This is a genomic window from Stenotrophomonas sp. YJH_SMC_65 (genome assembly GCF_059369475.1).
In genome coordinates this window covers 226,756-253,140 of record NZ_JCAFSR010000004.1, presented here as the reverse complement: position 1 = coordinate 253,140, position 26,385 = coordinate 226,756, and the positions used below count along the sequence as shown (strand labels likewise).

The 26,385-nt window shown below is 68.5% G+C and carries 25 protein-coding genes and 2 riboswitches; of the genes, 13 read left to right on the top strand and 12 right to left on the bottom strand.

Features of this window, described 5'->3' with window-relative positions:
* Positions 1-82: 82 nt before the first annotated feature.
* Positions 83-188: riboswitch (glycine riboswitch) on the bottom strand.
* 13 nt (positions 189-201) lie between these two features.
* Positions 202-291, bottom strand: a riboswitch (glycine riboswitch).
* 40 nt (positions 292-331) lie between these two features.
* The 3 genes from AC5P7A_RS09295 (at position 332) to AC5P7A_RS09285 (ending at position 1,603) form a co-directional block, all read left to right on the top strand.
* Complete coding sequence (locus AC5P7A_RS09295) at positions 332-607, top strand: GIY-YIG nuclease family protein (RefSeq protein WP_495220079.1); 276 nt, start codon at positions 332-334, stop codon at positions 605-607.
* 144 nt (positions 608-751) lie between these two features.
* Entirely contained in the window at positions 752-1,183 is a 432-nt protein-coding gene (locus AC5P7A_RS09290) for a nuclear transport factor 2 family protein (protein ID WP_227863671.1), read from the top strand.
* Positions 1,184-1,186: 3 nt separating this feature from the next.
* Positions 1,187-1,603 carry a hypothetical protein gene (locus AC5P7A_RS09285; protein WP_049408667.1) on the top strand — a complete coding sequence of 139 codons (417 nt, stop codon included), beginning with the start codon at positions 1,187-1,189 and terminating at the stop codon, positions 1,601-1,603.
* Between the two features lie 87 nt (positions 1,604-1,690).
* On the opposite strand, the gene AC5P7A_RS09280 is transcribed toward AC5P7A_RS09285, so the two are convergent.
* On the bottom strand, positions 1,691-2,971 hold the full coding sequence (locus AC5P7A_RS09280; RefSeq protein WP_227863670.1) for an NAD(P)/FAD-dependent oxidoreductase: 1,281 nt from the start codon (positions 2,969-2,971) through the stop codon (positions 1,691-1,693).
* Positions 2,972-3,094: 123 nt separating this feature from the next.
* Between AC5P7A_RS09280 and AC5P7A_RS09275 the strand changes: the two genes are divergently transcribed.
* Positions 3,095-3,874 (top strand): NYN domain-containing protein, encoded by a 780-nt coding sequence (locus tag AC5P7A_RS09275; protein ID WP_014648580.1) that lies wholly within the window; start codon positions 3,095-3,097, stop codon positions 3,872-3,874.
* A gap of 112 nt (positions 3,875-3,986) precedes the next feature.
* Positions 3,987-4,607: a glutathione S-transferase family protein gene (locus AC5P7A_RS09270; RefSeq protein WP_014648579.1), complete on the top strand. Its 621-nt coding sequence runs from the start codon at positions 3,987-3,989 to the stop codon at positions 4,605-4,607.
* Between the two features lie 96 nt (positions 4,608-4,703).
* Here AC5P7A_RS09270 and AC5P7A_RS09265 read toward each other — a convergent pair whose 3' ends face one another.
* The gene (locus AC5P7A_RS09265; RefSeq protein WP_495220113.1) at positions 4,704-6,881 is read right to left on the bottom strand and encodes a primosomal protein N'; all 2,178 of its coding nucleotides are present in this window, start codon (positions 6,879-6,881) and stop codon (positions 4,704-4,706) included.
* Positions 6,882-7,293: 412 nt separating this feature from the next.
* Here AC5P7A_RS09265 and AC5P7A_RS09260 point away from each other — a divergent pair, with 412 nt between their 5' ends.
* The 4 genes from AC5P7A_RS09260 (at position 7,294) to sppA (ending at position 12,481) form a co-directional block, all read left to right on the top strand.
* Positions 7,294-8,298 carry a hypothetical protein gene (locus AC5P7A_RS09260; protein WP_014648577.1) on the top strand — a complete coding sequence of 335 codons (1,005 nt, stop codon included), beginning with the start codon at positions 7,294-7,296 and terminating at the stop codon, positions 8,296-8,298.
* Positions 8,291-8,872: a DUF3106 domain-containing protein gene (locus AC5P7A_RS09255; protein ID WP_134809344.1), complete on the top strand. Its 582-nt coding sequence runs from the start codon at positions 8,291-8,293 to the stop codon at positions 8,870-8,872. The genes AC5P7A_RS09260 and AC5P7A_RS09255 overlap by 8 nt, the downstream gene beginning before the upstream one ends.
* A 206-nt stretch (positions 8,873-9,078) precedes the next feature.
* Positions 9,079-10,443, top strand: coding sequence for an MATE family efflux transporter (locus tag AC5P7A_RS09250; RefSeq protein WP_046432753.1), 1,365 nt, complete (start codon positions 9,079-9,081; stop codon positions 10,441-10,443).
* Between the two features lie 115 nt (positions 10,444-10,558).
* On the top strand, positions 10,559-12,481 hold the full coding sequence (sppA, locus tag AC5P7A_RS09245) for a signal peptide peptidase SppA (RefSeq protein WP_032958263.1): 1,923 nt from the start codon (positions 10,559-10,561) through the stop codon (positions 12,479-12,481).
* Between the two features lie 98 nt (positions 12,482-12,579).
* On the opposite strand, the gene AC5P7A_RS09240 is transcribed toward sppA, so the two are convergent.
* A complete protein-coding gene (locus AC5P7A_RS09240) occupies positions 12,580-12,792 on the bottom strand; it encodes a hypothetical protein (protein ID WP_126411411.1) in 213 nt (70 codons plus the stop codon).
* Between the two features lie 111 nt (positions 12,793-12,903).
* Between AC5P7A_RS09240 and AC5P7A_RS09235 the strand changes: the two genes are divergently transcribed.
* Positions 12,904-13,680, top strand: coding sequence for an SDR family oxidoreductase (locus tag AC5P7A_RS09235; RefSeq protein ID WP_014038643.1), 777 nt, complete (start codon positions 12,904-12,906; stop codon positions 13,678-13,680).
* 94 nt (positions 13,681-13,774) lie between these two features.
* Here the strand turns inward: AC5P7A_RS09235 and AC5P7A_RS09230 are convergent, their stop codons facing one another.
* The 9 genes from AC5P7A_RS09230 to AC5P7A_RS09190 all read right to left on the bottom strand — a co-directional run bounded on the left by AC5P7A_RS09230 (position 13,775) and on the right by AC5P7A_RS09190 (position 23,347).
* On the bottom strand, positions 13,775-14,488 hold the full coding sequence (locus AC5P7A_RS09230) for a hypothetical protein (protein WP_041864295.1): 714 nt from the start codon (positions 14,486-14,488) through the stop codon (positions 13,775-13,777).
* Between the two features lie 34 nt (positions 14,489-14,522).
* Entirely contained in the window at positions 14,523-15,212 is a 690-nt protein-coding gene (locus AC5P7A_RS09225; RefSeq protein ID WP_014648571.1) for a hypothetical protein, read from the bottom strand.
* 43 nt (positions 15,213-15,255) lie between these two features.
* Entirely contained in the window at positions 15,256-15,846 is a 591-nt protein-coding gene (tsaC, locus tag AC5P7A_RS09220; RefSeq protein WP_080053022.1) for an L-threonylcarbamoyladenylate synthase type 1 TsaC, read from the bottom strand.
* Positions 15,847-15,973: 127 nt separating this feature from the next.
* Positions 15,974-18,466 (bottom strand): DNA topoisomerase I, encoded by a 2,493-nt coding sequence (locus AC5P7A_RS09215; RefSeq protein WP_126411408.1) that lies wholly within the window; start codon positions 18,464-18,466, stop codon positions 15,974-15,976.
* 193 nt (positions 18,467-18,659) lie between these two features.
* Entirely contained in the window at positions 18,660-19,589 is a 930-nt protein-coding gene (locus AC5P7A_RS09210; protein ID WP_014648568.1) for an RDD family protein, read from the bottom strand.
* Positions 19,590-19,638: 49 nt separating this feature from the next.
* Positions 19,639-20,403, bottom strand: a complete 765-nt coding sequence (locus AC5P7A_RS09205; protein WP_014648567.1) for a pilin — start codon at positions 20,401-20,403, stop codon at positions 19,639-19,641.
* A gap of 39 nt (positions 20,404-20,442) precedes the next feature.
* Positions 20,443-20,916: a DUF494 family protein gene (locus AC5P7A_RS09200; protein WP_005419622.1), complete on the bottom strand. Its 474-nt coding sequence runs from the start codon at positions 20,914-20,916 to the stop codon at positions 20,443-20,445.
* 43 nt (positions 20,917-20,959) lie between these two features.
* Positions 20,960-22,087 (bottom strand): DNA-processing protein DprA, encoded by a 1,128-nt coding sequence (gene dprA / locus AC5P7A_RS09195; RefSeq protein WP_227863667.1) that lies wholly within the window; start codon positions 22,085-22,087, stop codon positions 20,960-20,962.
* A gap of 129 nt (positions 22,088-22,216) precedes the next feature.
* Positions 22,217-23,347, bottom strand: a complete 1,131-nt coding sequence (locus AC5P7A_RS09190; RefSeq protein WP_032958270.1) for a LysM peptidoglycan-binding domain-containing protein — start codon at positions 23,345-23,347, stop codon at positions 22,217-22,219.
* Positions 23,348-23,473: 126 nt separating this feature from the next.
* On the opposite strand from AC5P7A_RS09190, the gene def reads away from it, so the two are divergent.
* The 3 genes from def (at position 23,474) to rsmB (ending at position 26,365) form a co-directional block, all read left to right on the top strand.
* Entirely contained in the window at positions 23,474-23,986 is a 513-nt protein-coding gene (gene def / locus AC5P7A_RS09185) for a peptide deformylase (RefSeq protein WP_014648564.1), read from the top strand.
* 120 nt (positions 23,987-24,106) lie between these two features.
* Positions 24,107-25,030, top strand: coding sequence for a methionyl-tRNA formyltransferase (gene fmt / locus AC5P7A_RS09180; protein ID WP_053494589.1), 924 nt, complete (start codon positions 24,107-24,109; stop codon positions 25,028-25,030).
* A gap of 3 nt (positions 25,031-25,033) precedes the next feature.
* Positions 25,034-26,365, top strand: a complete 1,332-nt coding sequence (rsmB, locus tag AC5P7A_RS09175; RefSeq protein WP_111206758.1) for a 16S rRNA (cytosine(967)-C(5))-methyltransferase RsmB — start codon at positions 25,034-25,036, stop codon at positions 26,363-26,365.
* Positions 26,366-26,385 lie beyond the last annotated feature (20 nt).

The window sequence follows — 26,385 nt, the reverse complement described above, 5'->3', positions numbered from 1 at the left end:
GGGACAGGCTCCGGGCGCGGTGGGGCCGGCCATGCGCGACCGCCGCCACTGCCTGCGCAATGACGGGATGACGATGACCGGTGCCGCTCCCGCTGTCCTTTTGCCTGAGAGTTCAGCGGCATGGGCCGCGTGCCCCTTCGGCGGATCGTCCCGGGCATGCCCGGTGACCTCTCTCCAGCTCGGCGAGTCGAATGCATGGTTGGTGGGATTCCAGCCCACCGGCCTGAGCGATCATGGGAGCCTGCGCCTTCGGCGGGCGCCAGCGCGGCGCCTCTCTCCTGCATTCGGGTGCCAGTATATCCGCTGCAGTGCAGCACGGCATAATCCAGGCATGGCCTCGTCCGTCCGCCCGTGGTTCCTGTACCTGCTCGAATGCCGCGATGGCAGCTATTACGCCGGCATCAGCACCGATGTGGAGGCGCGTTTCGCCGCCCACCAGGCCGGCAAGGGCGCGCGCTACACCCGGGCCCGGCCGCCGCTGCGCGTGCTGGCCGTGCGCAAATACCCGGACCGGGCCGCCGCCTCGCGGGCCGAGTGGCAACTCAAGCAGCAGCCCCGCGAACGCAAGCTGGCCTGGCTGCAGGCAACGGATCCTGCGCTTCTGTAGAGCCGAGCCCACGCTCGGCTGTTGTTCCGTCTGCCCGATGCGGGAGCCGAGCACGGGCTCGGCTCTACAGTAGATCCACGCCCTGCGTGGATGGGCTACCCGGCCCATGCGATGATCGCCCCGCGCCCAGAGCCGGAGACCCGGATGTCCACGATTGCCCTGCTGTTCGCGCTTTCCGCATCAACGAGCCCTGCCGCCGACGCCGCCACGATCGCGGCCATCGAAGCCACCTGCCACGACTACGTCGATGGCCAGCTGGAGGCCGACCCGCAGCGCGTCGCCCGTTCCCTGCATCCGGACCTGGCCAAGCGCGCTGTGCTCGGCGATACACCCGACGAGCGCCTGGGCCTGCGCCGGATGTCGAAGGAAGAGCTGGTCTCGTTGACGAAACAGGGCGCGCTGAAGACCCCGAAGGATCAATGGGATCGCCGCTGCACGGTGCTGGACGTGACCGGCAACGCGGCCTCGGTGCGGCTGGAAACCCCGTGGTTCGTCGACTACTTCCACATGGGGCGTTTCGACCAGCGCTGGGTCATCGTCAACGCACTGTGGTACCCGAAACCGAAGGCGCACTGAGCGATGCGTGCCGCCGGCAACGCATGGATCTCCGTCGTCGTGCTGGTCGCCGGCATCGCGCTGCTGCCTGGCCTGCTGTATCTGCTCGGGCTGGCATTGGTGGACGGTCGGCCGAAGCCGGCCGACCGCGCGCCCAGTGGCGTGGCTGCGTGCAGCGGTGAGCCACGGGCGGGATACCAGCCGATGAACCCCTGGCGCTTCACCGCCCAGTTCTTCGACAAGGACGGGATGAAGAACAAGGTGCCTGAAGTGGAGCGGGAGGCCTTCTGGATTGCCCGGCGCCACCTGTGGCGGCAACCTCGGCGCGGCATGCTGCGCTGGCATCTCAGCAGCACCGCGTTGGCGATCTGGATCACCCGGCATTGGAGTACCGCGCAGATTGCGGACACCGCGAGGAAGGAGGACTTCTGCCGGAAGTAGATCCACGTCATGCGCGGATGCGGTAGCCGGCGTCGGGTCCCATTCCGGCGGAAAGGGCCCTGACCCCTGGAAAGGCCCCGGGAAGCCCTAGCGCTTCGGCCGCCGGTCGTCCTGATCATCACCGAAGATGATGCGCGCGCTGCGCTGGTAGCTCCAGTACGCGACCGCCCAGTTCAGCAGCACCACGATGCGGTTGCGGAAGCCGATCAGGAAGAACACGTGCGCGGCCAGCCAGAACCACCAGGCCAGCACGCCGGAGAGCTGCAGCCGGCCCAGGTGCACGATCGCGGCCATGCGGCCAATGGTGGCCAGGTTGCCGTAGTCGGCGTACTTGAACGGACCGGGCTCGGGCTTGCCGTGCAGGCGTGCACGGACCACCTCGGCCACGTACTTGCCCATCTGCTTGGCTGCGGGCGCCACGCCGGGAACCGGCTTGCCGTCGGCCTGGCTCAGTGCGGCCAGGTCGCCGGCCACGAACAGCTCCGGGTGATCGGGCAGGGTCAGGTCCGGCTGCACCTGCACGCGGCCGGCGCGGTCCAGCGGCACGTCCAGCGTGCGCGCCAGTGGTGAAGCGGCCACGCCGGCGGCCCAGACCACGGTGCGGGCCGGCACGAACTGCTCACCGAGCTTGAAGCCCTGGCTGTCGATGTCGCTCACCGGGATACCGGTCAGCACTTCCACGCCCAGCTTTTCCAGCTGGCGGCGCGCCTTCAGCGAAAGCACTTCCGGGAACGAGGACAGCACGCGCGGCCCAGCCTCGACCAGCCGCACCTTGGCGCTGGCCGGATCGATGTGGCGGAATTCGTTGCGCAGCGTGTGGCGCGCGATCTCGGCCAGCGTGCCGGCCAGTTCGACGCCGGTGGGACCACCACCGACGATGGCGAAACTCAGCCACGCCGCCTTCCTGGCCGGGTCCGGTTCGGCCTCGGCGCGTTCGAACGCCAGCAGCAGCTTGCGGCGCAGTGCAATGGCATCGTCCAGCGTTTTCAGGCCAGGGGCATCATCGGCCCACTGGTCGTTGCCGAAGTAGGCGTGGGTAGCGCCGGTGGCCAGCAGCAGGCTGTCGTAGTCCAGCGTGCTGCCATCGGCCATGCCGATCTGCCGTGCCTGCTTGTCGATGGCGACCACTTCGCCGAGGCGGACTTCCACGTTGCGCTGGTGGCCGAGGATGTGGCGCAGCGGTGCGGCGATATCCGGCGCGGACAGGCCGGCGGTGGCCACCTGGTACAGCAGCGGCTGGAACAGGTGATGGTTGCGGCGGTCGACCAGGGTGATGCGTATGCGCTCGCGGGCCAGGGCACGGGTGGCCCAGAGACCGGCAAAACCGCCGCCGACAACGACCAGGTGGGGAACGCGCTCGCGACTCATCGACTCACTCCAGTGGGGGCATTGGGGGAAGCGCCTGGCATCTTCGCACGGCGGCCACCTGTCACGTCAGCGCCTGGGTGGATCGGCGATACTCGGGTTCAGGCAACCGCCCGCGAGGAATCCATGAGCGAACCGGAAAAGCGCATCGCCCTGTTGATCGATGCCGACAATGCGCCGGCCTCGAAGATCGACGAGGTCCTGGCCGAAGTCGCCCGCTATGGCGTGGCCAACGTGCGCCGTGCCTACGGCAACTGGAAGAGCCCGCGGTTGAAGGGCTGGGAAGCGGTGCTGCACGAATACGCGATCCGCCCGATCCAGCAGTTCGCCTACAGCAAGGGCAAGAATGCGTCGGACATGGCGATGGTGATCGATGCCATGGACCTGCTGTACGCGCGCAACCTTGATGGCTTCGCCATCGTGTCGAGCGATGCCGATTTCACCCCGATGGTGATGCGCCTGCTGACCGACGGCGTGAAGGTGTATGGCTTCGGCGAAAAGAAGACGCCGGAACCGTTCGTCAACGCGTGCTCGAAGTTCACCTACCTGGAAGCGCTGGGCCAGACCCACGCCAGCGTGCCGGATGCCGAGCAGGCATCGAGCGAACAGGCATCGAACGAGCCCGTCGCCAATGATGATGCACGCCCGCGCAAGAGCGGGGCGGAGATGCGCAGCGACACCCGGCTGGTGAAGATGCTGCGCCGCGCGGTGTCCTCGGCCGAGGGCGAGGATGGCTGGTCGCACCTGGGGCCGGTCGGCAGCCAGATCGGCAACCAGGCCTCGTTCGATCCGCGCAACTATGGCTACGGCAAACTCAGCGATCTGCTGGCGGCGATTGGCCTGTTCGAGCTGAAGAAGGACGGCAAGTCGTCCTACGTGCGCGCGCTGCCAAAAAAGAACCGGTAGTGCCGGCCGCCGGCCGGCAGCGCGCAGGCGCCCGATCCCGCATCCGGCACGCACATCTCCACTCCAATCAGGCGTATCGTTGCCGCTCGCATTGCCAGCAAGGAAAACCCGCATGTTGAAGATCTGGGGCCGCCGCAATTCCAGCAACGTCCGCAAGGTGCTGTGGTGTGCCGAGGAGATCGGCCTGCCGTACGAATCCATCGAAGTCGGCGGCAGCCATGGCGGCACGCAGACGCCGGAGTACCAGGCGATGAATCCCAACGGCCTGGTGCCGGTGATCGAGGACCACGGCCTGCCGCTGTGGGAATCGAACACCATCGTGCGTTACCTGAGCGCGCGCTATGCGCTGGGCACGCTGTACGCCGAGGACCCGATGGAGCGCGCGCAGGCCGAAAAGTGGATGGACTGGAGCACCTCGCGGATGGCGCCGCTGTACAGCGACCTGGTCTGGGGCATCATGCGCACCGCGCCGGCCGACCGTGACGAAGCGCGCATCAGCGCGGCCATCGTCCGTGCCGGTGACTACCTGGCGATGGCCGATGCCACCCTGGCCACGCAGCCATGGCTGTCGGGCGGGACGTTCGCGATGGGCGACATTCCGCTCGGCTCGCTGGTGTACGCCTGGTATGAACTGCCGATCCAGCGCCCGGACCTGCCGCACCTGGCCGAGTGGTATGCGCGCCTGCGTGAGCGACCGGCCTACCAGCGCGGCGTGATGTCGCCGCTGACGTAAGCGAAGGCGTCCGGGGTCAGAGCCCTTTTCTGCGAAAAGGGATCCGACCCCAGGGCATCGGGGTCGGATCCCACCCGACGGGTGGGCTCTGACCCCTCAATAAAGATCCGTTGGATCCACATCCAGCGACCAGCGCACCTTGCGTGCTTCCGGCAGCGCGTACAGCTGCGGAACCAGTTGCGAAAGCACGCCATGCAGCGGCGGCCGCTGCAGGGCAGACAGCAGCAGCTGCGTGCGCTGGTAACCGGCCCGCCGCGGCATCGGCGCCGGCATCGGCCCGTAGGCCTCGACCACGTTCTGTTCGCCCAGCAGGTGCCGGGCTGCCAGCAGGAATGCATTGGCATGCTCCACCTGCTGCGCTTCGGCGCGCATCAGCGCCAGATGCGCGAAGGGCGGGAATCCGGCCGCCTGGCGCTGGTTCAACTCGGCTTGCGCGAACGGATGGTAGCCACCGCTCACCAGGGTTTCCAGCAGCGGGTGCCCGGGGTGATGGGTCTGCAGCCAGACCTCGCCCGGGTCGCGCGCACGTCCCGCGCGGCCGGCCACCTGGATCAGCTGCTGCGCCAGTTTTTCGCTGGCGCGGAAGTCGGCCGAGAACAGGCCCTCATCGATACCCACCACCACCACCAGGGTCAGCTTGGGCAGGTCGTGGCCCTTGGCCAGGATCTGCGTGCCGACCAGGATGCCGGGCTGGTCGCCCAGTTTCGCCAGCTGCTGTTCCAGCGCGTCGCGCCGTGAGGTGGTGCCGCGGTCGATGCGCACCACCGGGAAGTCGGCGAAGGCCGCAGTGAGATGTTCTTCCAGGCGTTCGGTACCGATGCCCTGCGGTTGCAGTGCCAGGCTGCCGCAGGCCGGACATGCCAGCGGCGCCGGTTGCAGCGCGCCGCAGTGGTGGCACTGCAGGCGACGACCGCCACCATGCACGGTCATCGGCGCATCGCAGCGCTGGCATGGCGCGGTCCAGCCGCAGTCGTGGCACAGCAGCACCGGTGCGTAGCCGCGGCGGTTCTTGAACACCAGCACCTGCTGGCCACGCTGCAGATGCTCCCCGATGCCGGCCAGCACATCGGCCGAGAGGCCGTCATGCAGCGGGCGCTTGCGTACATCGAGGATGCGCACGCGCGGTGGCCGCGCATCGCCGGCGCGCTGTTTCAGGCGCAGGTGGGTGTAACGCCCGGCGTAGGCGTTGTGCAGGGTTTCCAGCGAGGGCGTGGCACTGCCCAGCAACACCGGAACGCCCAGCGACTTGGCCCGGACCAGGGCGAAATCGCGCGCGTGGTAACGGATGCCGTCCTGCTGCTTGTAGCTGCCGTCGTGTTCCTCGTCGACGATCAGCAGGCCGGCCTGGGGCAGCGGCGTGAACACCGCTGAGCGGGTGCCGACGATGACGCGCGCTTCGCCGCGTGAGGCCGCTGCCCAGACGCGCGCGCGCTCGTTGTCGTTCAACCCCGAGTGCAGCGCATGCACGGCGATGCCGAGGCGGCCACGGAAGCGTGCCAGGGTCTGCGGGGTCAGGCCGATTTCCGGCACCAGCACCAGCGCCTGCCTGCCCTGCGCCAGGCAATGGATGATCGCCTGCAGGTAGACCTCGGTCTTGCCGCTGCCGGTCACGCCATCCAGCAGGAACGGCCGGAAGCCGTCGGCGGCATTGATCGCGGCCACCGCCTCGGCCTGGTCCGGGTTGAGCGTGGGACCGGGCAGTGGCTGCGCGTGTTGGGGGGCCACGCTCAGCGCAACCCGCTCGGCCAGCCCGCGCTTGGCCAGGCTGCGCGCGGCGGTGCGCCAGTCCTGCATGCGTTCGCCCAGCACGTCCTCATCCACGATGGCTTCGGCCAGCAGCTCGGCCAGTTGCCGTGGACGGCTGCCGGCGCGCAGCTTTTCACGCTGGGCGTGGCCTTCGGTGGTCAGCTGCCAACCCCAGTGGTGTGTGTCGGGCAGGACCTCGCCATGGCGCAGCGGGCCGGGCAGGGCGGTGCTCAGCACCTCGCCCAGTGGCGCATGGGTGTAGCGCGCCAGCCATTGCAGGCTCTGCCACAGTTCCCCCTGCAGCAGCGGCTGCGGGTCGCACCAGGCCAGGGCCTGGCGCAGTCCCTGGCCGTCGTCGGTCTGGCCGTGCCCCACCACCACACCGACCAGCTCCCGGTTGCCGAACGGCACCTTCAGGCGGCAGCCGACCGCGACCGCCGGTGCATCGCCCTCCGGCGACAGGTAGTCGAACAGGCGGGGCAGGGGGACAGGCAGGGCGACCTGCAGGGTCGGAATCGGTGAAAGCATCGGGCCAGTGTAACGGGCCATGCGCGCGCGAGCGGCAGCAGCGGGAGCGGCGGGGCGGCGCCCGTTGAATCATAAATGTCACCTAAATATCGGTGTCCATTGGAGATTCAGTCTTATCCACATGTTCTGTGGATAACGTTGTGCGTTAACGGCCATCGGAAACGTAGAAGGCCGATGGCGACGGCCTCACGCTTGGGTTGGTCAAAAAATCGCCACACAACAAAAGGCAATAAAATCAATATCTTAAGTGTGAAACAATGCTGAAACAGAGTGAATTCAGCCCGAAGCCACAGTTTTCGCCGGAGGGGGCGTGGTGCTGTGCACAACCTGCAGCACGAAGTGCCTGTGGGCGCAAGTCCTACGGGCGTCGATGGCCTGCCGCTATCATGCCGGCAGACCTTTGGAGTGACCGATGACGGCTGTGCCCGCCCCTGTTTCCTCGACCGCGGCCGGCGCGCTGTCGGCGTTCCTGCGTGGCGTCGAGCGCCGTGCCCTGGTGGTCGCTGAACTGCAGTGCGGCGATGCCGCGCGTGCCGAGCAGACCCTGGTGGCGGTGATGCGCGCCTTTGCCGCAGTGGCCAGCGACCTGCCGATGGCGCAGTGGCCGACCCGCTTCTGGACCCTTCTGGGCCAGCGCCAGGCGCTGCGCGAGCCGGTGGGCGGGCAGTGGCTGCCGCCGTTGGCCGTGCTGGGCGCGATGCCGCCGCTGCCGCGCCTTGCGCTGCTGCTGCGGGTGGGTGGCAGCCTGGACGAGGGCATCGCCATGCGCGTGCTCGACCAGGACGAGGCCGGCTACCAGCACCTGCTGGCCGACGCCTGCCCGCGTGATGCCCACGGCCAGCCGGATGCCTCGGCCTGGCGCCAGTTGGCCGAACAGGTGCAGGCGCGTATCCGTGAGTTGCCGGCCGCGCGCCTGCAGCAGCTGCAGCAACCCGCCGCCGCGACCGCCCACAATGAAGCCCCGACCCCGAGCTGGCGCGCACCGCAGCGCGATGAGCGGGCGGCCGCCAATGGCAAGCGCCGTCGCACGAACGCCAAGCCACGTTGGCGCGGTCCGCTGATCCTGCTGGCGACCGTGGCGATACTGTTGGCCGCAGCGCTGGGCTGGCGCCACTGGCAGGGGCATTCCTTCGGCAGTGATGCACCGCTGCCGGAGGGGGTGGTGGGCGAAGCCGGTCCGGTGACGGTGGAAGCCCTGCCACCCAGCAAGGTCAACGCCACGCCGGATGCGACCACGGCCCAGGCCACGGACGACGCAGCGATGCTGGCCGATCGTGACTACCCGCTGGTTGCCGATGCCGACCTGTACGCGTGGACTGCCGCGGGCGGCCCGCTGCCGGTGGATGAATCGCAATCCAGGCCGAGCCGGCCGGAGCCGGCCAGTGCCACGCTGGAAACCGCTGCTGCCGATGAATAAGTCCGTGTTCGCCAGCCTGCTGCTGGCCCTGCCGTTGTCGCTGTCTGCCGCGCCGCAATCGTTGAACGTGCCGTTGCCGCCACCGACGTCGCCGACCACGCCGGTGGCTTCGCCAGCACCGTCGACGGCAGCACCCTCTGGCTTCGCCCAGCTCGATGCGCAGCAGCAGCGCCAGCGCCGCGCCGACTACGCCGCCTGGCGCGCGCTGCCGGAAGGAGAGCGCGAGCGCATCCGCCAGGCGGCTGCGCGATTCAATGCGCTGCCTGCGGACCAGCAGCAGCGCCTGCGCCAACAGTTCCGCGACCAGGACCAGGCGTTCCGCGACGGGTGGCGGCTGGGCCCGCAACTGGGCCTGGAATTCCCCAAGCTGCATGGCTTGTTCGGCTTCGTGCCGCCGGAACAGCGCGAGACCGCGCTGGCCGTACTGCGCCAGCTCAGCCCGGCGCAGCTGGCCCAGCTGACTCTGGTCGCGCAGCGAACGCCACCGCAGGAACGCGACGCAGTGCGCAGCGCTTTCCTCGCCGTGCCCGCCGCCGAGCGCGACAGCTGGCTCAAGCGCCAGGCCGGCCAGTAAAAAAGGGGACGGAGGGGATTAAGTCGCATCCGGCACTAGTGGGCCTGAAACGACTTAATCCCCTCCGTCCCCTTTTTGTGTGGGGCGGCTGAAACCCAGCATTCACGCCATGTCATGGGAATGCACGCGCCGCCCGCGTAAGATGGGCGCCCGCAACCCGGTGCCTGTGCCCTTCGCGCGCAACCGCAGTTCGCGTCAAGCACCTTATGTCTACTGCAACCTCCACGCCGCGCTTCAGCAAGGAAGTCGGCGCCACCGGTCTGCTCGCCCTGCCGCTTGTGCTGGGCCATGTGTCCACCGGTCTGATCTCCTTCGTCGACAACGTGATTGCCGGCCACCACGCCACGGCCACACTGGCCGCCGTCACCATCGGTACGGCGCTGCTGTGGCTGCCGATGCTGATTCCGATCGGCACCCTGATCTCGCTCACCGCCTCGGTGTCGCAGCTGCATGGCGCCGGCCGCGAGCGCGAGATCGGCCCGCTGTTCCGCCAGGCACTGTGGCTGGCCTTGGGGCTGGGCCTGATCATGTTCACCTTCCTCACCGTGGTGCCGCCGCTGCTGCCGTCGTTCGGCATCGCGCCGGACATCGTGCCGGGGGCGACCGCGTTCCTGCATGCGGTGCGCTGGGGCGGACCTGCGCTGACCCTGTACTTCTGCATGCGCTATCTCAGTGAAGGCATGCACTGGACGCTGCCGACGATGCTGCTCGGCTTCGGTGGCCTGCTGGTGCTGGCACCGATGGGCTATGTGCTGGCCAACGGCAAGCTCGGCTTCCCGGAAATGGGCGCCGAAGGCCTGGGCATCGCCTCGGCGGTGATGATGTGGCTGCAGGCGATCGCCTTCGCCACCTACCTGTGGTTCACCAGGCGCTTCGCCCATCTGCAGCTGTTCTCGCATTTCGAAGGGCCGCGCTGGAAGGCGATCTGGGACTTGCTGCGCACCGGCCTGCCGATCGGCATCACCGTGCTGATGGAGGGCGGCCTGTTCATCGTCACCGCGCTGCTGATCGGCCGCCTTGGTGCCAACGAAGCCGCTGCGCACCAGATCGCGATCAACGTCGCGCAGCTGTGCTTCATGATTCCGATGGGCGTGGCCGAGGCCACCACCGTGCGCGTCGGCCATGCGGTCGGCCGTGGTGACGGCTTCGGCGTGCGGCGTGCGGCCTGGGCCGGTTACGCGATCATCATGGGCACGCAGACGTTGTCGGCGGCGGTGCTGCTGTTCGGCCACGATGCCATCGTCGGTGTGTACACCAACGACCTGGCAGTGGCCGGCCTGGCCTCGACCCTGCTGCTGTACGCGGCCACCTTCCAGTTCCCGGACGGCATCCAGGTGCTGTCGGCCGGCGCGCTGCGCGGCCTGAAGGACACCCGCGTGCCGATGTTCATCGCCATGTTCGCGTACTGGGGCCTGGGCATGCCGCTCGGCGCCGGGCTCGGCCTGGGGCTGGGCATGGGCCCGCAGGGCATGTGGATCGGCCTGATCGTCGGCTTGACCGCCGCTGCCATCCTGATGGGCTGGCGCCTGCGCCGCAGCAGCCAGCGCATCGGGCAATCCGCGCTGTCCTGATCTTCCCGCCCGCCACGTTCACCCGTGACGGGCGATCCCCTGACTTGTGTCCGATGCTGCATCACGCGGCACCGGCTATGCTGGTACCACGGCAAGAAGCCATCCGGAGCGTTCCATGAATCAACCCGTGCCCCCGCTGCCCCCGGCGCGTCGCAACCCCGTCGCCAGTTTCTTCATCGGGCTGTGGGACGTCATGAACTTCACCCGCCGGTTGATCCTCAACCTGGTGTTCTTCGGCCTGCTGTTCCTGCTGCTGGTGATGTTCGTCATCGCCGCCGGCATGGGTGCCGGTGCCAGCAAGTCGCTGCAGGACCGCACGACGCTCGTGATCGCGCCGGAAGGCCGCCTGGTCGAGCAGTTCAGCGCCGACCCGGTCAGCCGCGCGCTGGCCAAGGCGGTGGGTGACAACGGCGCCGAGGAGATCCAGCTGCGCGATCTGCTGCGGGTGATCGAGTCGGCCAAGGAAGACAAGAAGATCGAGCGCGTGGTGCTGGAGCTGGACAAGCTGCAGCCGTCCGGTTTCGCCTCGCTGCGTGAGGTGGCCGCCGCGCTGCAGGACCTGCGCGCCTCCGGCAAGCAGCTGGTGGCCTACAGCGAGAGCATGGGCCAGTCGCAGTACCTGCTGGCCGCGCAGGCCGACGAGGTCTACCTGGACCCGATGGGTTCGGTCGTGCTCGAAGGCCTCGGCCGCTACCGCCAGTACTTCCGCACCGGCCTGCAGGACAAGCTGGGCGTGGACGTGCACCTGTTCAAGGTGGGCGAGTACAAGTCCGCGGCCGAGCCGTACGTGCTCGACGCGGCGTCGCCGGCCTCCAAGGAAGCCGACCTGTTCTGGATGAACGACGTGTGGCAGCGCTACCTGGGCGACATCGCCAAGGCCCGCCGCCTGGATCCGGCACAGCTGGCCGCCGGCATCGACACCCTGCCGGAAGGCATCGCTGCCGCCGGTGGTGACCTGGCCAAGTTCGCCCTGCAGCAGAAGCTGGTGACCGCGCTGAAGACCCGCGAGGAATTCGAGGATCTGATGATCGAGCGCGGCGTGGCCGACGAGGATGCCGACGGTGGTTTCCGCAACGTTGACTTCGGCCGCTACCTGGCCCTGCTCGACGCGCGCCGCAACCCGGTGGACTCGCGTCCGCAGGTGGCCGTGGTGGTGGCCGCCGGCGAAATCAGTGGCGGTGACCTGCCGGCCGGCCGCATCGGTGGCGAGTCGACCTCGGCGCTGCTGCGTGCCGCGCGCGACGACGACAACGTGAAGTCGGTGGTGCTGCGGGTGGATTCGCCGGGCGGTGAAGTGTTCGCCTCCGAGCAGATCCGTCGTGAAGTGGTAGCCCTGCAGGCCGCTGGCAAGCCGGTCGTGGTGTCGATGGGTGATCTGGCCGCTTCCGGTGGCTACTGGATCAGCATGAACGCCGATCGCATCTATGCCGATCCGTCGACCATCACCGGTTCGATCGGCATCTTCGGCATGGTGCCGAACTTCAGCCGCGCGCTGGACAAGATCGGTGTGCACACCGACGGTGTCGGCACCACCCGCTTCGCCGGCGCCTTCGATGTCACCCGCCCGATGGACCCCGCCGTCGGCCAGGTCATCCAGACGGTGATCAACAAGGGCTACGCGGACTTCACCGGCCGTGTCGCCGACGCCCGCAAGAAGCCGGTCGAGGCCGTGGACGAGGTCGCCCGTGGCCGCGTGTGGAGCGGTGCACAGGCCAAGGAACGCGGCCTGGTCGACGCCTTCGGTGGCCTGAAGGACGCGGTGGCCGATGCGGCCAGCCGCGCCAAGCTGGGCAAGGCCGATGCCTATCGCGTGCGCTACATCGAGAAGGCGGCCACGCCGTTCGCGCAGTTCGTCAGCGGTTTCGCCGGCAGCCGCGCCGGTGCCTGGATGCTGTCCGATTCGGGGATGGCGCGGATGATGCTGGCACGCACGATGCCGGAAGTGGACACTCAGTTGCGCTTCGTCGAGAACGCGGCCCGCGAGAAGGGCAATGGCGCTCCGGTGAAGGCGCTGGCGTACTGCTTCTGCGGATTCTGATCGGCAACGGTACCGAATGAAAACGCCCGGCTCTGGCCGGGCGTTTTCGTTCATGGGGTCGGATTCCTTGGCAGCACAAAGGTCTCTGACCCCACAGGTCATTGCGTCGCGTCGGCTTCGGCCTTGCGCTCACGCGCAGCGGCATCATCGACGGTTTTCTGCACGTCCTTGGCGCGGTCCAGCGGGTCGTTGATCGCACGCGACATCGCTCGTGGCACCGGTGGCTTCTCCGGGTTCGGCGTGGGCGGCCGCTGGCAGGCCGCCAGCAGCAGGCTGGCCAGCAGCGACGTGGACTGGATCAGGATGCGCATGGCGGCTCTCCGCGGTGGGCGTATGGCAAGTGTCGCATCCCCGGCCGAGCGCTGCCGTGAGCGCGTATCCTTGCGGCATCGAAACACAGCGGGCGCGGCCCCGGAGGACTCATGACCCAGCAACGGTGGCGCCTGGACGGCCAGACGGCCCTGATCACGGGTGCCAGCGCCGGTATTGGCCTGGCCATTGCGCACGAACTGGCTGGCCTCGGCGCCGACCTGATGATCGTCGGCCGCGACATCGACATGCTGGAAACGGCGCGCGACGAACTGCTGGATGTCTATCCGCAGCACCAGGTGCACGCGCTGGCGGCCGATGTCTCCGATGACGAGGACCGTCGGCAGATCCTGGACTGGGTGGAAGATCACAGCGATGGCCTGCACATCCTGGTCAACAATGCCGGTGGCAACGTCACCAAGGCGGCCACGGAATATTCCGAGGACGAATGGCGCAAGATCTTCGAGACCAACCTGTTCTCGGCCTTCGAGCTGTCGCGCTACGCGCATCCGCTGCTGGCCCGGCACGCGTCGTCGTCGATCGTCAATGTCGGCAGCGTGTCCGGGCTGACCCATGTGCGCAGTGGCGTGGTCTATGGCATGACCAAGGCGGCGATGCACCAGATGACCCGCAACCTGGCCGTCGAGTGGGCGGAGGATGGCATCCGGGTCAACGCGGTGGCGCCCTGGTACATCCGCACGCGGCGCACGTCCGGTCCGTTGTCGGACCCGGACTACTACGAGGAAGTGATCAACCGCACGCCGATGCGCCGCATCGGCGAGCCGGAGGAAGTGGCCGCAGCCGTTGGCTTCCTGTGCCTGCCGGCGGCCAGCTATGTCACCGGCGAATGCATCGCGGTGGATGGCGGCTTCCTGCGCTACGGGTTCTGATCTTCCAAAGGGTAGTGCCGGCCGCTGGCCGGCAACTGGAATCACTTGAAGATACTGCGATTGCCGGCCAGCGGCCGGCACTACCGGGTGGCTGTCACCCCGGTACCGGGCAGTTGCTGGCCTCCAGCACGCCCTGCAGCCGTTCGCGTTCCCCACGGGCGTTGTCGCGGTTTTCCGGCGAGGCGAACCGCTCACGGCCACGTGCGTCGCGGAAGCGTTGCTGCCAGCTGCTGCAGCGCTGCGCGTCCGGCAGTTCCTCGCAGCGGTCGCGCACCACTTCGCAGCCGGCGGCATTGACCGGCGTGGCGCCGCCCAGTCCCTGCACGGTCATCAGTTCGCAGCGCCCGGGGGCGGCTTCGTATTCGTGCAGGTAGCCACCGCCCTGGCTGTCGGTGCACTGGAAGATCGGTGGCAGCGGCGGCTTCGGCGGCGCATTGCTGTCCGGCGCGGCATCGGCCTGGCGTGGCAGCGATGCACTGTCGAGTATCAGATCGCCGCCTTCGCGTTCGACCATGCCAGCTTCCATGATCGTGCGTCCTTCCCCGGGGCGACGAGGCGCGGGTGCGGGAACGGACGGCGCAGTGGCCGCGGCCGGTCCGGGCGCGGCCGGCACGGGTGCCGCTGAGGCCGGCGCCGGCGGAGCACTGGCCGGCACCCTCACCACCTGCTGCTTGCTGCCGGCAGGGCAGGGCGTGCGTTGCAGGGTGGGCACATCGCTGCTGCTGGAGGTACAACGGTAGATCACCCCGTCGTCGGCCAACGCGTTGCCGGCGAACAGGCCCAGGGCCAGCCAGATCAGGTTCTTCATGCGCACAGCGTACATGCCCCGGCAGGCATCGCGCTCAGCGTTCGCAGTCCCGCGACAGGCGCGCGTCGATGCCACGCTGTTCATTGCTGATGGCGGTGCGCTCACTCTGCAGCGCGCTGTTGTAACGGCGGTCCAGTTCCCAGCGGCGGTCACGCAGGCGCGCACAGACGTCCTGCGGCGGCAGCGCATGGCAGCTGTCACGGACCAGCACGCTGCCGGCCGGCACCTGCACGCCGACGCCCACCGCAGGCGGCCGGTAGCCTGTGCCTTCGCCGATCGGCGCACCGACCGGCGTGCCGAAGCCCGGGCGTGGACCGGGATGGACCGCGCCGTGGTGCCCGTGCGGGAGCCACACGCTGGTCCACAACGGGACCCAGCGCGGATTGCCCTCGTTGCTGTCGCTGGTGTAGCGGCGACCGTCGTCGCTCACGCACTCGTACAACGGTTGTGGCGGCTGGATGTAGACGTGGCGGACTTCGCGATCGCGCATCACCGGAACCTCGCTGGGCGCCGCGGGAGGGGCGTCACTGCGCACCACCCGGGGTGCCGGATCGCGCGGGCGCTGCAGGTCACGCACCTCCTGCCGGCCGCTGCTGCAGGGCCTGTCCTGCAGGGCCACGGCGCCATTGCTGGCGACGCAGCGGTAGACGCGCACGTCCTCGGCGGCCGGTGCGGTCCATGGCAGCAGCAGGCACAGGCCCAGGGCGGTGCGCAGCAGGTTCATGGCGGCAGGGTGCGTGATTGTGCGTGGCAGTGCAATCGTCCGCTCAGGAGCGCAGCACGTTGCCGCTGAGCGCGTCGCGGATCGGGGTGGGCTGGGCCAGGCCGCCGGTTTCGCCATCGAGGATGCCATCGAGCAGGCGCAGCAGGCGTGGATCCAGCTCGGCACGGCTGCGTGCCGGTGGTTCACCAGCCAGGTTGGCGCTGGTGGAGACGAGGGGCCCCCCCCAGGCGCGGCACAGGGCGGCGACCAGCGGGTGCGCGCTGATGCGCACGGCGATGCCGCTGTGCTCGCCGGTAATCCAGGGCTGGGCGCGCGGACCGGCCGGCAGGATCCAGGTGTTGGCACCCGGCCAGCTGGCCAGCACCGCGCGCTGGCGGGCATCGGGCAACGCCTGCAGGCGCACCCAGCCCTCCAGCTGCGACAACTCGGCGGCGACCAGGATCATGCCTTTCTCGATCGGGCGCTGCTTCAGCCGCAGCACCATGTGCACCGCCGCCTCATGCGAGGGATCACAGCCCAGGCCCCAGACCGCTTCGGTCGGATAGGCGATCACGCCGCCGGCGCGGAGCGTGGCGACAGCAGAGTCCAGGGTGAGTTCTTTCATGGCGGCGACCGGCCCGACGTGGGCCCCCATTATCCCCCTGCGGCGTGCAGAAGGGGTGGACCTGGCCCGGTAGTGCCGGCCGCTGGCCGGCATCGGGTGCTTCTGGATGTTGCCGGCCAGCGGCCGGCACTACCCCTTATCCACGCATGGCGTGAATCTACTTCGCGGCTTTCTTGACGGCCTTCTTCGCCGGTGCCTTCTTTGCAGCGGCCTTCTTTACCACGGCCTTCTTCGCCGCCTTCTTGGCAGGCGCTTTCTTGGCTGCGGCCTTCTTCGGCGCCGCTTCCTTCTTCACCGCCGCCTTCTTGGCCGGTGCCTTCTTCGCGGCAGCCTTCTTGGCGCCGAAGCCCTTGCGCACGGGCTTGCCGGTTTCTTCCATCAGCTGCTGCACTTCGGCCAGGGTCAGCGATGCCGGCTCGCGATCCTTGGGGATCTTGCCGTTCATCCTGCCGTCGCTGATGTACGGGCCGAAGCGGCCGTTCAGCACCTGGATGTCGCTGCCCTCGAACTCCTTGATGATCCGGTTGCGCGCGATCTCTTCCTTCTCTTCGATCAGGAACACGGCGCGGGCCAGGTCGATGGTGTACGGGTCGTCTTCCTTCTTCAGCGAGGCATAGGTGCTGCCGCGCTTGGCGAACGGGCCGAAGCGGCCGATGCCGACGCTGACCGGCTCGCCGTTGTCCTCGCCCAGCGCGCGTGGCATCAGGAACAGTTCCAGCGCGTCTTCCAAGGATATGGTGTGCATCGACTGGCCGGGGCGCAGCGAGGCGAATTTCGGCTTCTCCTCGGCGTCCTCGGCGGTGCTGCCGATGGCGGCGTAAGGCCCGAAGCGGCCGAGGCGCACGCTGACCGGCTTGCCGGTCTTCGGGTCGGTGCCGAGCTCGCGCGCGCCACTGGCCTCGGCGCGGTCCACCGATTCCTTCTTGTCTTCCACCAGCTCCTTGAACGGCTCCCAGAAGCGGGCCATCAGCGGGATCCACTCTTCTTCGCCACGCGAGACGGCGTCGAGCTCGTCTTCGAGCTTGGCGGTGAAGTCGTAGTCCACGTACTGGGTGAAGTGGCTGGACAGGAACTTGGACACCGCGCGGCCGACGTCGGATGGGCGGAAGCTGCGGCCTTCCATTTCCACGTACTTGCGGAACAGCAGGGTCTGGATGATCGAGGCGTAGGTCGACGGACGGCCGATGCCGTACTCTTCCAGCGCCTTCACCAGCGCCGCTTCGGTGTAGCGCGGCGGCGGCTGGGTGAAATGCTGCTCGGCCTGGATGCGTTCCAGCGGCACGCGGTCGCCCGGCTTCATCGCCGGCAGCTTGCGGCCTTCGTCCTCGTCTTCGGCGCTCTTGTTGTCCTTGCCTTCCTCGTACACGGCCAGGAAGCCGGGCACCACCACGGTGGTACCGCTGGCACGGAACACGTGCTCGCTGCCAGCGGACAGGTCGACGCTGACGGTATTGAGCGTGGCCGGGATCATCTGGCAGGCGACGGCGCGCTTCCAGATCAGTTCGTACAGGCGGCGCTCGTCGTCGGTCAGGAAGCGCGCCACCTGGGCCGGGGTGCGCAGGGCCGAGGTCGGGCGCACCGCCTCGTGCGCTTCCTGGGCGTTCTTGGACTTGGTCTGGTAGGTGTTCGGCTGGTCGGGCAGCGAGGCGATGCCGTAATCACGGGCGATCACGTCGCGGATTTCGGCCAGCGCGTCCTGCGACAGGTTCACCGAGTCGGTACGCATGTACGAGATGAGGCCGACGGTGCCTTCGTCACCGATCGCCACGCCTTCATACAGCTTCTGCGCCACCTGCATGGTCTTGCGGGTGGTGAAACCGAGCTTGCGCGAGGCTTCCTGCTGCAGGGTGGAGGTGGTGAACGGCGGCGCCGGGCGGCGCTTGCGCTCCTTGCTGGCCACGTCGGTGACATGCAGCGAGCCCTGCGCGGCCTGCTGGATGCGCAGGCGGGCGGCTTCGGCGGTGTCGCCGTCGGTGATGGTGAACTGCTCGAATTTCTGCCCGTCCAGCTTGATCAGCTTGGCGTTGAAGTGCTGCGACGGGTGTGCGCACTCGGCGGCGATCGACCAGTACTCGCGGGCGATGAAGGCTTCGATCTCTTCCTCGCGCTCGACGATCATGCGCAGCGCCGGGCTCTGCACGCGGCCGGCGGACAGGCCGCGCTGGACCTTGCGCCACAGCACCGGCGACAGGTTGAAGCCGACCAGGTAGTCCAGCGCGCGGCGCGCCTGCTGGGCATCGACCAGGTCGCTGGCGATCGCGCGTGGCTGGCTGATCGCTTCCTTGATGGCGCGCGGGGTGATCTCGGTGAACACCACGCGCTGCATCGGCTTGTCCTTGACCAGCCCGCGTTCCTTCAGGATCTCGGCGATATGCCAGCTGATCGCTTCACCTTCGCGATCCGGGTCGGTCGCCAGCAGGATGTCGTCGGCGCCCTTGGCGGCCTTGGCGATCGCGTCGACATGTTTTTCGTTCTTGTCGATCACGTCGTAGTGCATGGCGAACCCGTTGTCCGGGTCGACCGCGCCTTCCTTCGGAATCAGGTCACGCACATGCCCATACGAGGCCAGGACGGTGTAGTCCTTGCCGAGGTATTTGTTGATCGTCTTGGCCTTGGCCGGCGATTCGACGATGAGCAGGTGCTTGGGCATGGCAGCAGTGTCTGTGGGGCGAGCCGCAGGGGAGGGGCCGCTAGGGTGGAGCAAACGGCCGCATTAGTGAAGCGGCCACGGACAAATCAATACGCTGAACGCCCGGTAGTGTGCCGGGCGTTCAGGTTTCACCTTATTAGAGGAATCACGCCCGGCCAGCCCCTGTCAAGCAGCCAGACGTGAGGATGGCCGTTCATGAGGCCATCTTGGCGATGAAGCCGACCGCGGCCACCAGCAGCACCAGGCCCGCCAGCACCAGCAGGCCGGTGAGCACCAGGATCACGATGGTGACCGTGCCCAGCTCATGGCGCTGCAGGTGCGGCTGGTCGGTGTAGGCCCAGCGGTCGACCACCAGGGTGTCGCAGATCATGTCGTGCAGGCCCTGCTTGCGCTCGGTGAAGGCGGCCATCAGGAAGCCGATGCCGAGGGTGAAGCTGCTCAGCAGCATGGCCCAGTAGCGGCCGAAGGCGCGGCCCTTGGTCAGGCGATCGCCGTTGCTGCGCACGACCTTGATGCCGACCGCCATCTTGCCCAGCGTGGCGCCACCCTGCGAGGAATGGAACCAGGTGTAGTAGGCAACGCCGATGGCCATGTTGATCAGCGCGCTGGCCACCTGCGCGACGATTTCGATGGAGGTCTCGCCGCTGCCCACCGCGCCCATGCTGGCGCCAAGCACCACGCCGATGATGGCGCCGATGATGCCGCCCGGAATGGCCAGCACGAAGTAGTCGATCATGTACGCCGCTACGCGCTTCCAGAAGCCTGCGTAGACCACCTCGCCGCCGATCACCGGCTGCGGGCCACCGGCACCGGAAGCGGCCGGGGCGCTGTAGGGCGAGCTGCTGAGCGCACCCGTGCCAGGCAGCGGTGCAGTGCCGTTGTCGATGGCGGCGTAGTCGCCGCGCAGGTCGAAGCCGCCGCTGGCGGTGGCCGTGCTGGCATCGGCCAGCGTCTGCAGGCCGAGCTCATCGACCACCTGGCGCAGTGCAGCCCACTGGGCCATGCCTTCGCGCCAGACCAGGGTGTCCAGGTTCAGTTCGCCCCGCTGGAAGCGCTGGCGGATTTCCTGGACCGGCAGCGGGCCCTGGCGTTGCTGTCCTTCGGCGTAGTACCACTCGGTCATTGCATGTTCCCTGTTGGATCGTCCTTGGAGGTGCTGCCGTGCACGTGGCTCAGCCGCGGCACGACGGCGGCAGGTACTTGTCGTCGCTTTCACCGCTGCATTCCCAGCGGCCGCTGTCGCGATCATATTCCAGCCACAGCAGGTCGCCATCGAGGCTCTTGCCGGGCACGGCCAGCGTTGCTTCGATGCCGCAGTGGCCGTTGTTGAAGCGGCCGATGTTCACCGCCGACAGGCCGGCCTGGGTGAAATCACCCGGCGCCGGGAAACCGGCATCGTTGGCACCGGGGCAGCGGCCTTCGTCGTCGGCGAAGTGCTGCACCTGCTGTTTCAGCGGCTGCAGGGCATTGACCGCGGTGGCAACCTTGGCACGCACGGTGTAGTCGTTGTAGGCAGGCAGGGCGATCGCCGCGAGGATGGCCATGACCGGCACCAGCACCAGCAGCAGGCCGCCGCCGATGATCGCGGTCAGGGCGCAGCCGGAGAGCTTCTTTTTCGGCGGCGGCAGCACCCCGGCCGGGGTCTGCGTGGCATAGGGCGTGGACGGTGGCAGCACCGGTGGTTGCGGCGGCGGCGGCGCAACCGGTTCCGGTTCGGGCTCCGGCTCGGGTTCCACGGCCGGTGCGGCGACGTCCAGCGCCGGCACGATCAGGCCCAGCTCATCGACCACGCTGCGCAACGGCTGCCATTGCGGCAGGCCGTCGCGCCAGACCAGGGTGTCCAGGGAGATCTGGTTGTTGCGGAACAACTCGACCAACTGTTCCGCCGGCAGCGGGCCTTGCTGCCGGTTGCCTTCTGCGTGGAACCACTCGCTCACGGGGACGCTCCTGAATGCGCTATGCCCCCAAGTGTACGGTCAGTGCAGGGGTTCTGGCTCGTCCATGAACATCTGCGTCTCCATCCAGGCGTAGGCCGCTTCGGAGCCGGGCTGGTTGAACAGCACCATCAGCACGACCCACTTCAGGTCGTCCAGGTCCAGTTCGTCCTGGTCCAGGGCCATCGCCCGGTCCAGCACCAGCTCGCGCTGGTCGGCGTCGAGGATGCCGTGCTGTTCCAGGTACAGCAGGAAGCCGCGGCATTCCACGTCCAGCTTGTCCAGCTCGGGGCCGTGGTAGATGCGCACGGGGCCATCGACCCGCGCCTGGGCCACGCTCGGCCGCTGCGCGGCCAGGGCATCGAGCCAGTCGAACGCCTTGTTGATCTCGGTGGGGCTGAAACCGGCCTGGATCAGGCCGTTCTGGAGCGAATCGCGGTCACGGATCAGGTCCGCATCTTCGCTGAAATAGTGTTCAAACAGGTACAGCAGTACATCCAGGATGCTCTCTTTCATTGCCCCTCGGCCTGCGTCGCGCGACGCTGTGGAGGTGAAGAAACTAGGGAGTTCGACAGTAGCGGCCGTGTACGCACACCACGATTCCCGCCAGTTCCATGGCCAGCAGCATGGAGGACACCTGTGACGCCGTCAATCCACAACGCGTGATCAGTGAATCCATACCGCTTGGGTTGTGGTCCAGCGCCCGCCACAAGCACTGGTAGTCAGGGTCGTCGGCCCAGCGCGCCGGCAGGAGCGCCGGCGGTGCCTGTTCAGTGGGGGTGGCCAACCGCGATTGCAAGCCCGGCAGCTGCTGGCGAAGGGCGGGGGCGAGCAGTTCCAGGACCTCCTCGGGGCGCTCGACCAGCGCCGCGCCCTCGCGGATCAGGCGATGGCAGCCGGTCGCGCGTGGGTTGAGCACCGACCCGGGCAGGGCACAGACCTCGCGGCCTGCCTCGGCGGCCAGGCGCGCGGTGATCAGCGCGCCCGAGCGCTGCGCGGCCTCGACCACCACGGTGGCCAGCGCCAGTCCGGCCACCAGCCGGTTGCGCGCAGGGAAGTGGCTGGGACGGGCAGCCGTGCCCGGCAGGTACTCGCTGAGCACCACGCCTTCGGCGGCGATCCGCGCCTGCAGCCGCGCGTGGCTGTCCGGATAGGCCCGGTCAGGGCCGGTGCCGATCACTGCCATGGTGCAGCCGCCGGCCTCCAGCGCAGCCTGGTGCGCGGCCGCATCGATGCCTGCGGCCAGGCCGCTGGTCACCGCCAGGCCGGCCTCGACGAAGCAGCCGGCAAAACGCGCGGCCAGTGCACGCCCGCCCGGGGTGGGCGTGCGGCTGCCGACCAGCGCCACCGAAGGGCGCCAGGCCAGGCAGGGATCACCGGCCACGAATAGCGCCAGCGGCGGGTTGGGTACCTCCAGCAGTGATGGCGGAAAGGCCGGATCGGTACACGGCAGCAGGTGATGGTTGTCCTGTTCCAGCCAGCGCCGGGCGGATGTCCAGGCCCGGGTATCGGGGCGTTCCAGGGCGGCGCACTGCTCCGGCGTGCAACCGTGCGCACGCCAGGTCGCAGTGCCTTGCGCGATGGCGGTTTCCGCATCGCCCGCGGCCTGCAGCAGGGCCCGTCGGGACGCCAGTGCGCCTCCCGCCATCAACAGGCGCAGCAGCGCCTCGTATGCATGTGTGGTCATCCCCCACTATCGGCCGCACACAACAAAGGCGCCCTAGGGCGCCTTCGCATGTGGCTGTCAGGTTTTGCCGGAGGTGCCTGCCGGCCCGCGGCCGGCACTCCAGTGGTGGCCGGGGCAGTCCGGCAACCGTTACTTCGCGTCCGGGTGCAGCGCGTTGTAACCCACCTGCACCGGCTTCACGCCCTGCATCACCAGCGCGTAGCTGACGTTGTCGAAGGTGCGGAACACCATCGCATGCGCGGCATATTCATCCGGCAGCGAGACCCGGCCTGCGCCGGTGCTGAGCGAGTCGTCCATGCGCGAGGAGGTCGGGTACTTCATGCGGTGCGCTACATGGCGGCCCGGGCGCCACAGCGAGAACACGGTGCCGTTGTCCACGCCCTGGGCACGGCCGGCCGAAATCGCGATCACGTCGCGTGGGCCACCGGCGGTGAACATGTCGGTGACCGCCAGCACGCGCACGTCCACGCCCTCGACACCCGCAGCGGGTACGTGGGGCACGAACTGCAGGTCGTACGGCCGGGCTTCGACCGGCACCAGGCGGTCGCCGGCGCGCACTTCGCGGCCGCCGACGTTCTTGTCCAGCACCAGCGTGGAGGCCTCGACCTTGCCGCCGGCGATCTGGGTGATGGTGCCGGTGGCGACCTGGGCCAGTTCGTAGCCGAGCACGCCACGACGTGCGTTGGGTGCGTTGTAGGCCTTCCACAGGTTGCCGCTGCCCGGGGTGACGTCGCCATTGGCGGTCAGGTCCTCGGTCGGCTTGGGCTGGGCGTAACGCACGGTCGGGCGTACCACGGCCCAGCGCTGGCCCACCTGGGCATCCGCCAGGCGCACGTAGACGGTGTCGCCACCGGACACGCGCAGGCGGCTGTCCTCCAGGCCGACGACGTAGGGCAGCTGCTTGACGCTGTCGACAACGCTCAGCTGCTTCAGGAACGGCTCGACCTGGGCCAGCGGAATGGCGTCGATCGGGGCCTCCTGGCGCGGACCGGCCTGGGACACGGTCACCCGGTCCAGGTAGGCCAGGCTCAGCACGTCACCTGGATAGATCAGGTGCGGGTTGGCGATCTGCGGATTGGCTTGCCAGATCTCCGGCCACAGCCAAGGCTTCTGCAGGAAACGTGCGGCGATATCCCACAACGTATCCCCTTTTCGGACCACATAGGTGTCCGGGTGCCCGCCATTCACTTCCACGGCGGTAGCATAGGCAGCCACGGTCAGCATCGCCGCGGCGACGACCGTACGAAAACGAAGCAACATAGGTGTGAAGCCCTGATTCCCCAACAGGTCCACGCACTATAGTCCAGAAACCGGGGCGCAAGGCAAGCGTTGGAGCTAGAATCTGCGACGTATGCCGGCGTGCCGGCCCCCTATCCGGAAACAGCCATGGCCCTTCTCCCCATTCTCGAGTTCCCCGATCCGCGCCTGCGTACCAAGGCTGCGTTGATCGACGCCGCCGAAGTCACCACGCCGGCCTTCCAGGAACTGATCGACAACATGTTCCTGACCATGTACGACGCCCCGGGCATCGGCCTGGCCGCCACCCAGGTGGACGTGCACAAGCGCTTCATGGTCATCGATGTCAGCGAAGAGAAGAATGAACCGCATGTGTTCATCAACCCGGAAATCGTCGCCAAGGACGGGGGCCGGGTGTACCAGGAGGGCTGCCTGTCGGTCCCGGGCATCTTCGCCGACGTGACCCGCGCTGACACCATCACCGTGAAGTACCTGGACCGCAACGGCCAGGAGCAGCAGCTGGAGGCCGGTGAAGTGCTGGCCACCTGCATCCAGCACGAGATGGACCACCTGGACGGCAAGCTGTTCATCGACTATCTGTCGCCGCTCAAGCGCGAGATGGTCCGCAAGAAGCTGGCCAAGCAGCGCAAGCACGTGGCGTGATCGCCAATCCGGGCCGCCCTCCGGGTGGCCCGTGCCTGCGCGACGCGCGCGGGCTGTACGGCGCCGGCCGACGGCGCCGTTTTCTTTCCTGCACGAATCCATCCTGCAAGTGGGGTAGCCATGAGGATTGTCTTTGCCGGTACGCCGGAATTCGCGGTGTCGTCGCTGCGCGCCGCGGCGCGCCACCACGAGGTCGTGGCCGTCTATACCCAGCCTGATCGCCCGGCCGGGCGCGGCCGTGGCCTGGCACCGTCGCCGGTCAAGCTCGAAGCCGTGGCCCGTGGCATTCCGGTCTACCAGCCCGAATCACTGAAGGATGAAGCTGCCCAGCGGCAGCTGCGCGACCTGCAGCCGGACCTGATGGTGGTGGTCGCCTACGGCCTGATCCTGCCCAGGGCGGTACTGGCGATCCCGACCCACGGCTGCTGGAACGTGCATGCCTCGCTGCTGCCGCGCTGGCGCGGTGCCGCGCCGATCCAGCGCGCGATCCAGGCCGGTGACGCAAAGACCGGCGTGTGCCTGATGCAGATGGAAGCCGGCCTGGATACCGGCCCGGTGCTGCTGCACCAGGAGCTGCCGATCGCGGCCACCGATACCGGCGGCCAGCTGCATGACAAGCTGGCCGAACTGGGCGCACAGGTGCTGTCCGACGGCCTGGGCCTGCTGCGTGCCGGCATCAAGCCGATCGCGCGGCCGCAGCCCGAGCAGGGCGTGACCTACGCGCACAAGCTGGACAAGGCCGAAGCCCGCCTGGACTGGGCGCAGGACGCCGATGCACTGGCGCGCACCGTGCGCGCCTTCAATCCGTGGCCGATCGCCGAGGCCACGCTGGCCGGCGAGCGCGTGCGCATCCACGGCGCGATCGCTCTTGACCTGGCCCACGGCCAGGCGCCGGGAGCGGTGCTGGCGGCCGGCCGCGATGGTATCGACATCGCCTGCGGCCAGGGCGCGCTGCGCCTGCGCACGCTGCAGCGCGAAGGCGGCAAGGCGATCACCGCCGCCGACTACCTCAATGCCCGCCGCGACCTGCACGTGGGGGCATAAGCGGTGTCGAAGCAGAATGATTTCTCCGTCGCCAAGGCGGCGCCGGGCGCGGCCACCCGCATGCTGGCCGCACGCGTACTGGCGCAGGTGTTCACCCGTGGCCGCTCGCTGAAGGCGGAACTGGCCTGGGCACTGCCCAAGCTGGCCGACAGTCGTGATCGGGCCTTGCTGGAAGCGCTGTGCTTTGCAGTCCTGCGCCGCCGCAGTACCTACGACGCTGCCTTGCAGTCGTGGATGCAGAAGCCGCTGTCGGCGCGTGATGCCGACCTGCGCACGTTGCTGATGGTGGGCTTCGCGCAGCTGGACGTGCTGGAACTGCCGGCGCATGCGGCCCTGTCGGCCACGGTCGACGCCGCCCGCGCGCTGGGCCGTGAGCGCCAGGCCGGGCTGGTCAACGCGATCCTGCGCCGCGCGCAGCGCGAGGGGTTCCCGGAGCAGCCTGCGCGTGACGCCTTTCCGGCGTGGCTGGCCGATGCCGTCGAGCGCGACTGGCCGTCCCAGGCCCAGGCGATCTTTGCTGCCAGCCTGCAGCCGGCGCCGCTGTGGCTGCGTGCCAACCGCCAGCAGGGGGGGCGTGACAAGGCGCTGGCCACGCTGGCCGAGGCCGGCATTGCTGCCGAAGCCAGCCCGCTCAGCGCCGACGCGCTGCGCCTGGTGGCGCCCATCGCGGTGAACCAGTTGCCGGGGTTCGCCGACGGTGCGCTGTCGGTGCAGGACCTGTCGGCGCAATGTGCGGCGGACGCGCTGGCACCGGCGTCCGGCGCCCGCGTTCTGGACGCCTGCGCGGCACCGGGTGGCAAGTCGGCGCACCTGCTGGAGCGTGACCCGAGCCTGCGCCTGCTGGCGCTGGATATCGATGCGCGTCGCCTGGCGCGTGCCCGCGATACCTACACCCGCACCGGTGTAGGTGAGGGCGCGCAGACCCGGGTGGCCGATGCCAGCGACCCCGCTGCGTGGTGGGATGGCACCCCGTTCGACGCCATCCTGCTGGATGCGCCGTGTTCGGCCACCGGCGTGATCCGCCGCCAGCCGGACGTGATGTTCCACCGCCGCGCCGAGGATATCGATGCGCTGGTCGGCGTGCAGGCCCGCCTGCTGGAGGCCTGCTGGTCGATGCTGCGCCCGGGCGGCGTGCTGCTGTACGCCACCTGTTCGATCCTGCGCGCCGAGAACATCGATCAGGTGCGGGCCTTCCTGAAGTGGCATCCGGACGCGGTGGCACAGCCGCTGGATGACAGATTCGGCCTGGACTGCGAGGGGATCGCGCGCCAGCGACTGCCGGGTGACAGCGATGCTGACGGTTTCTTTTACGCGCGTCTGCTAAAAACGGCCTGACCCCCGCTGACGTTGCGAGT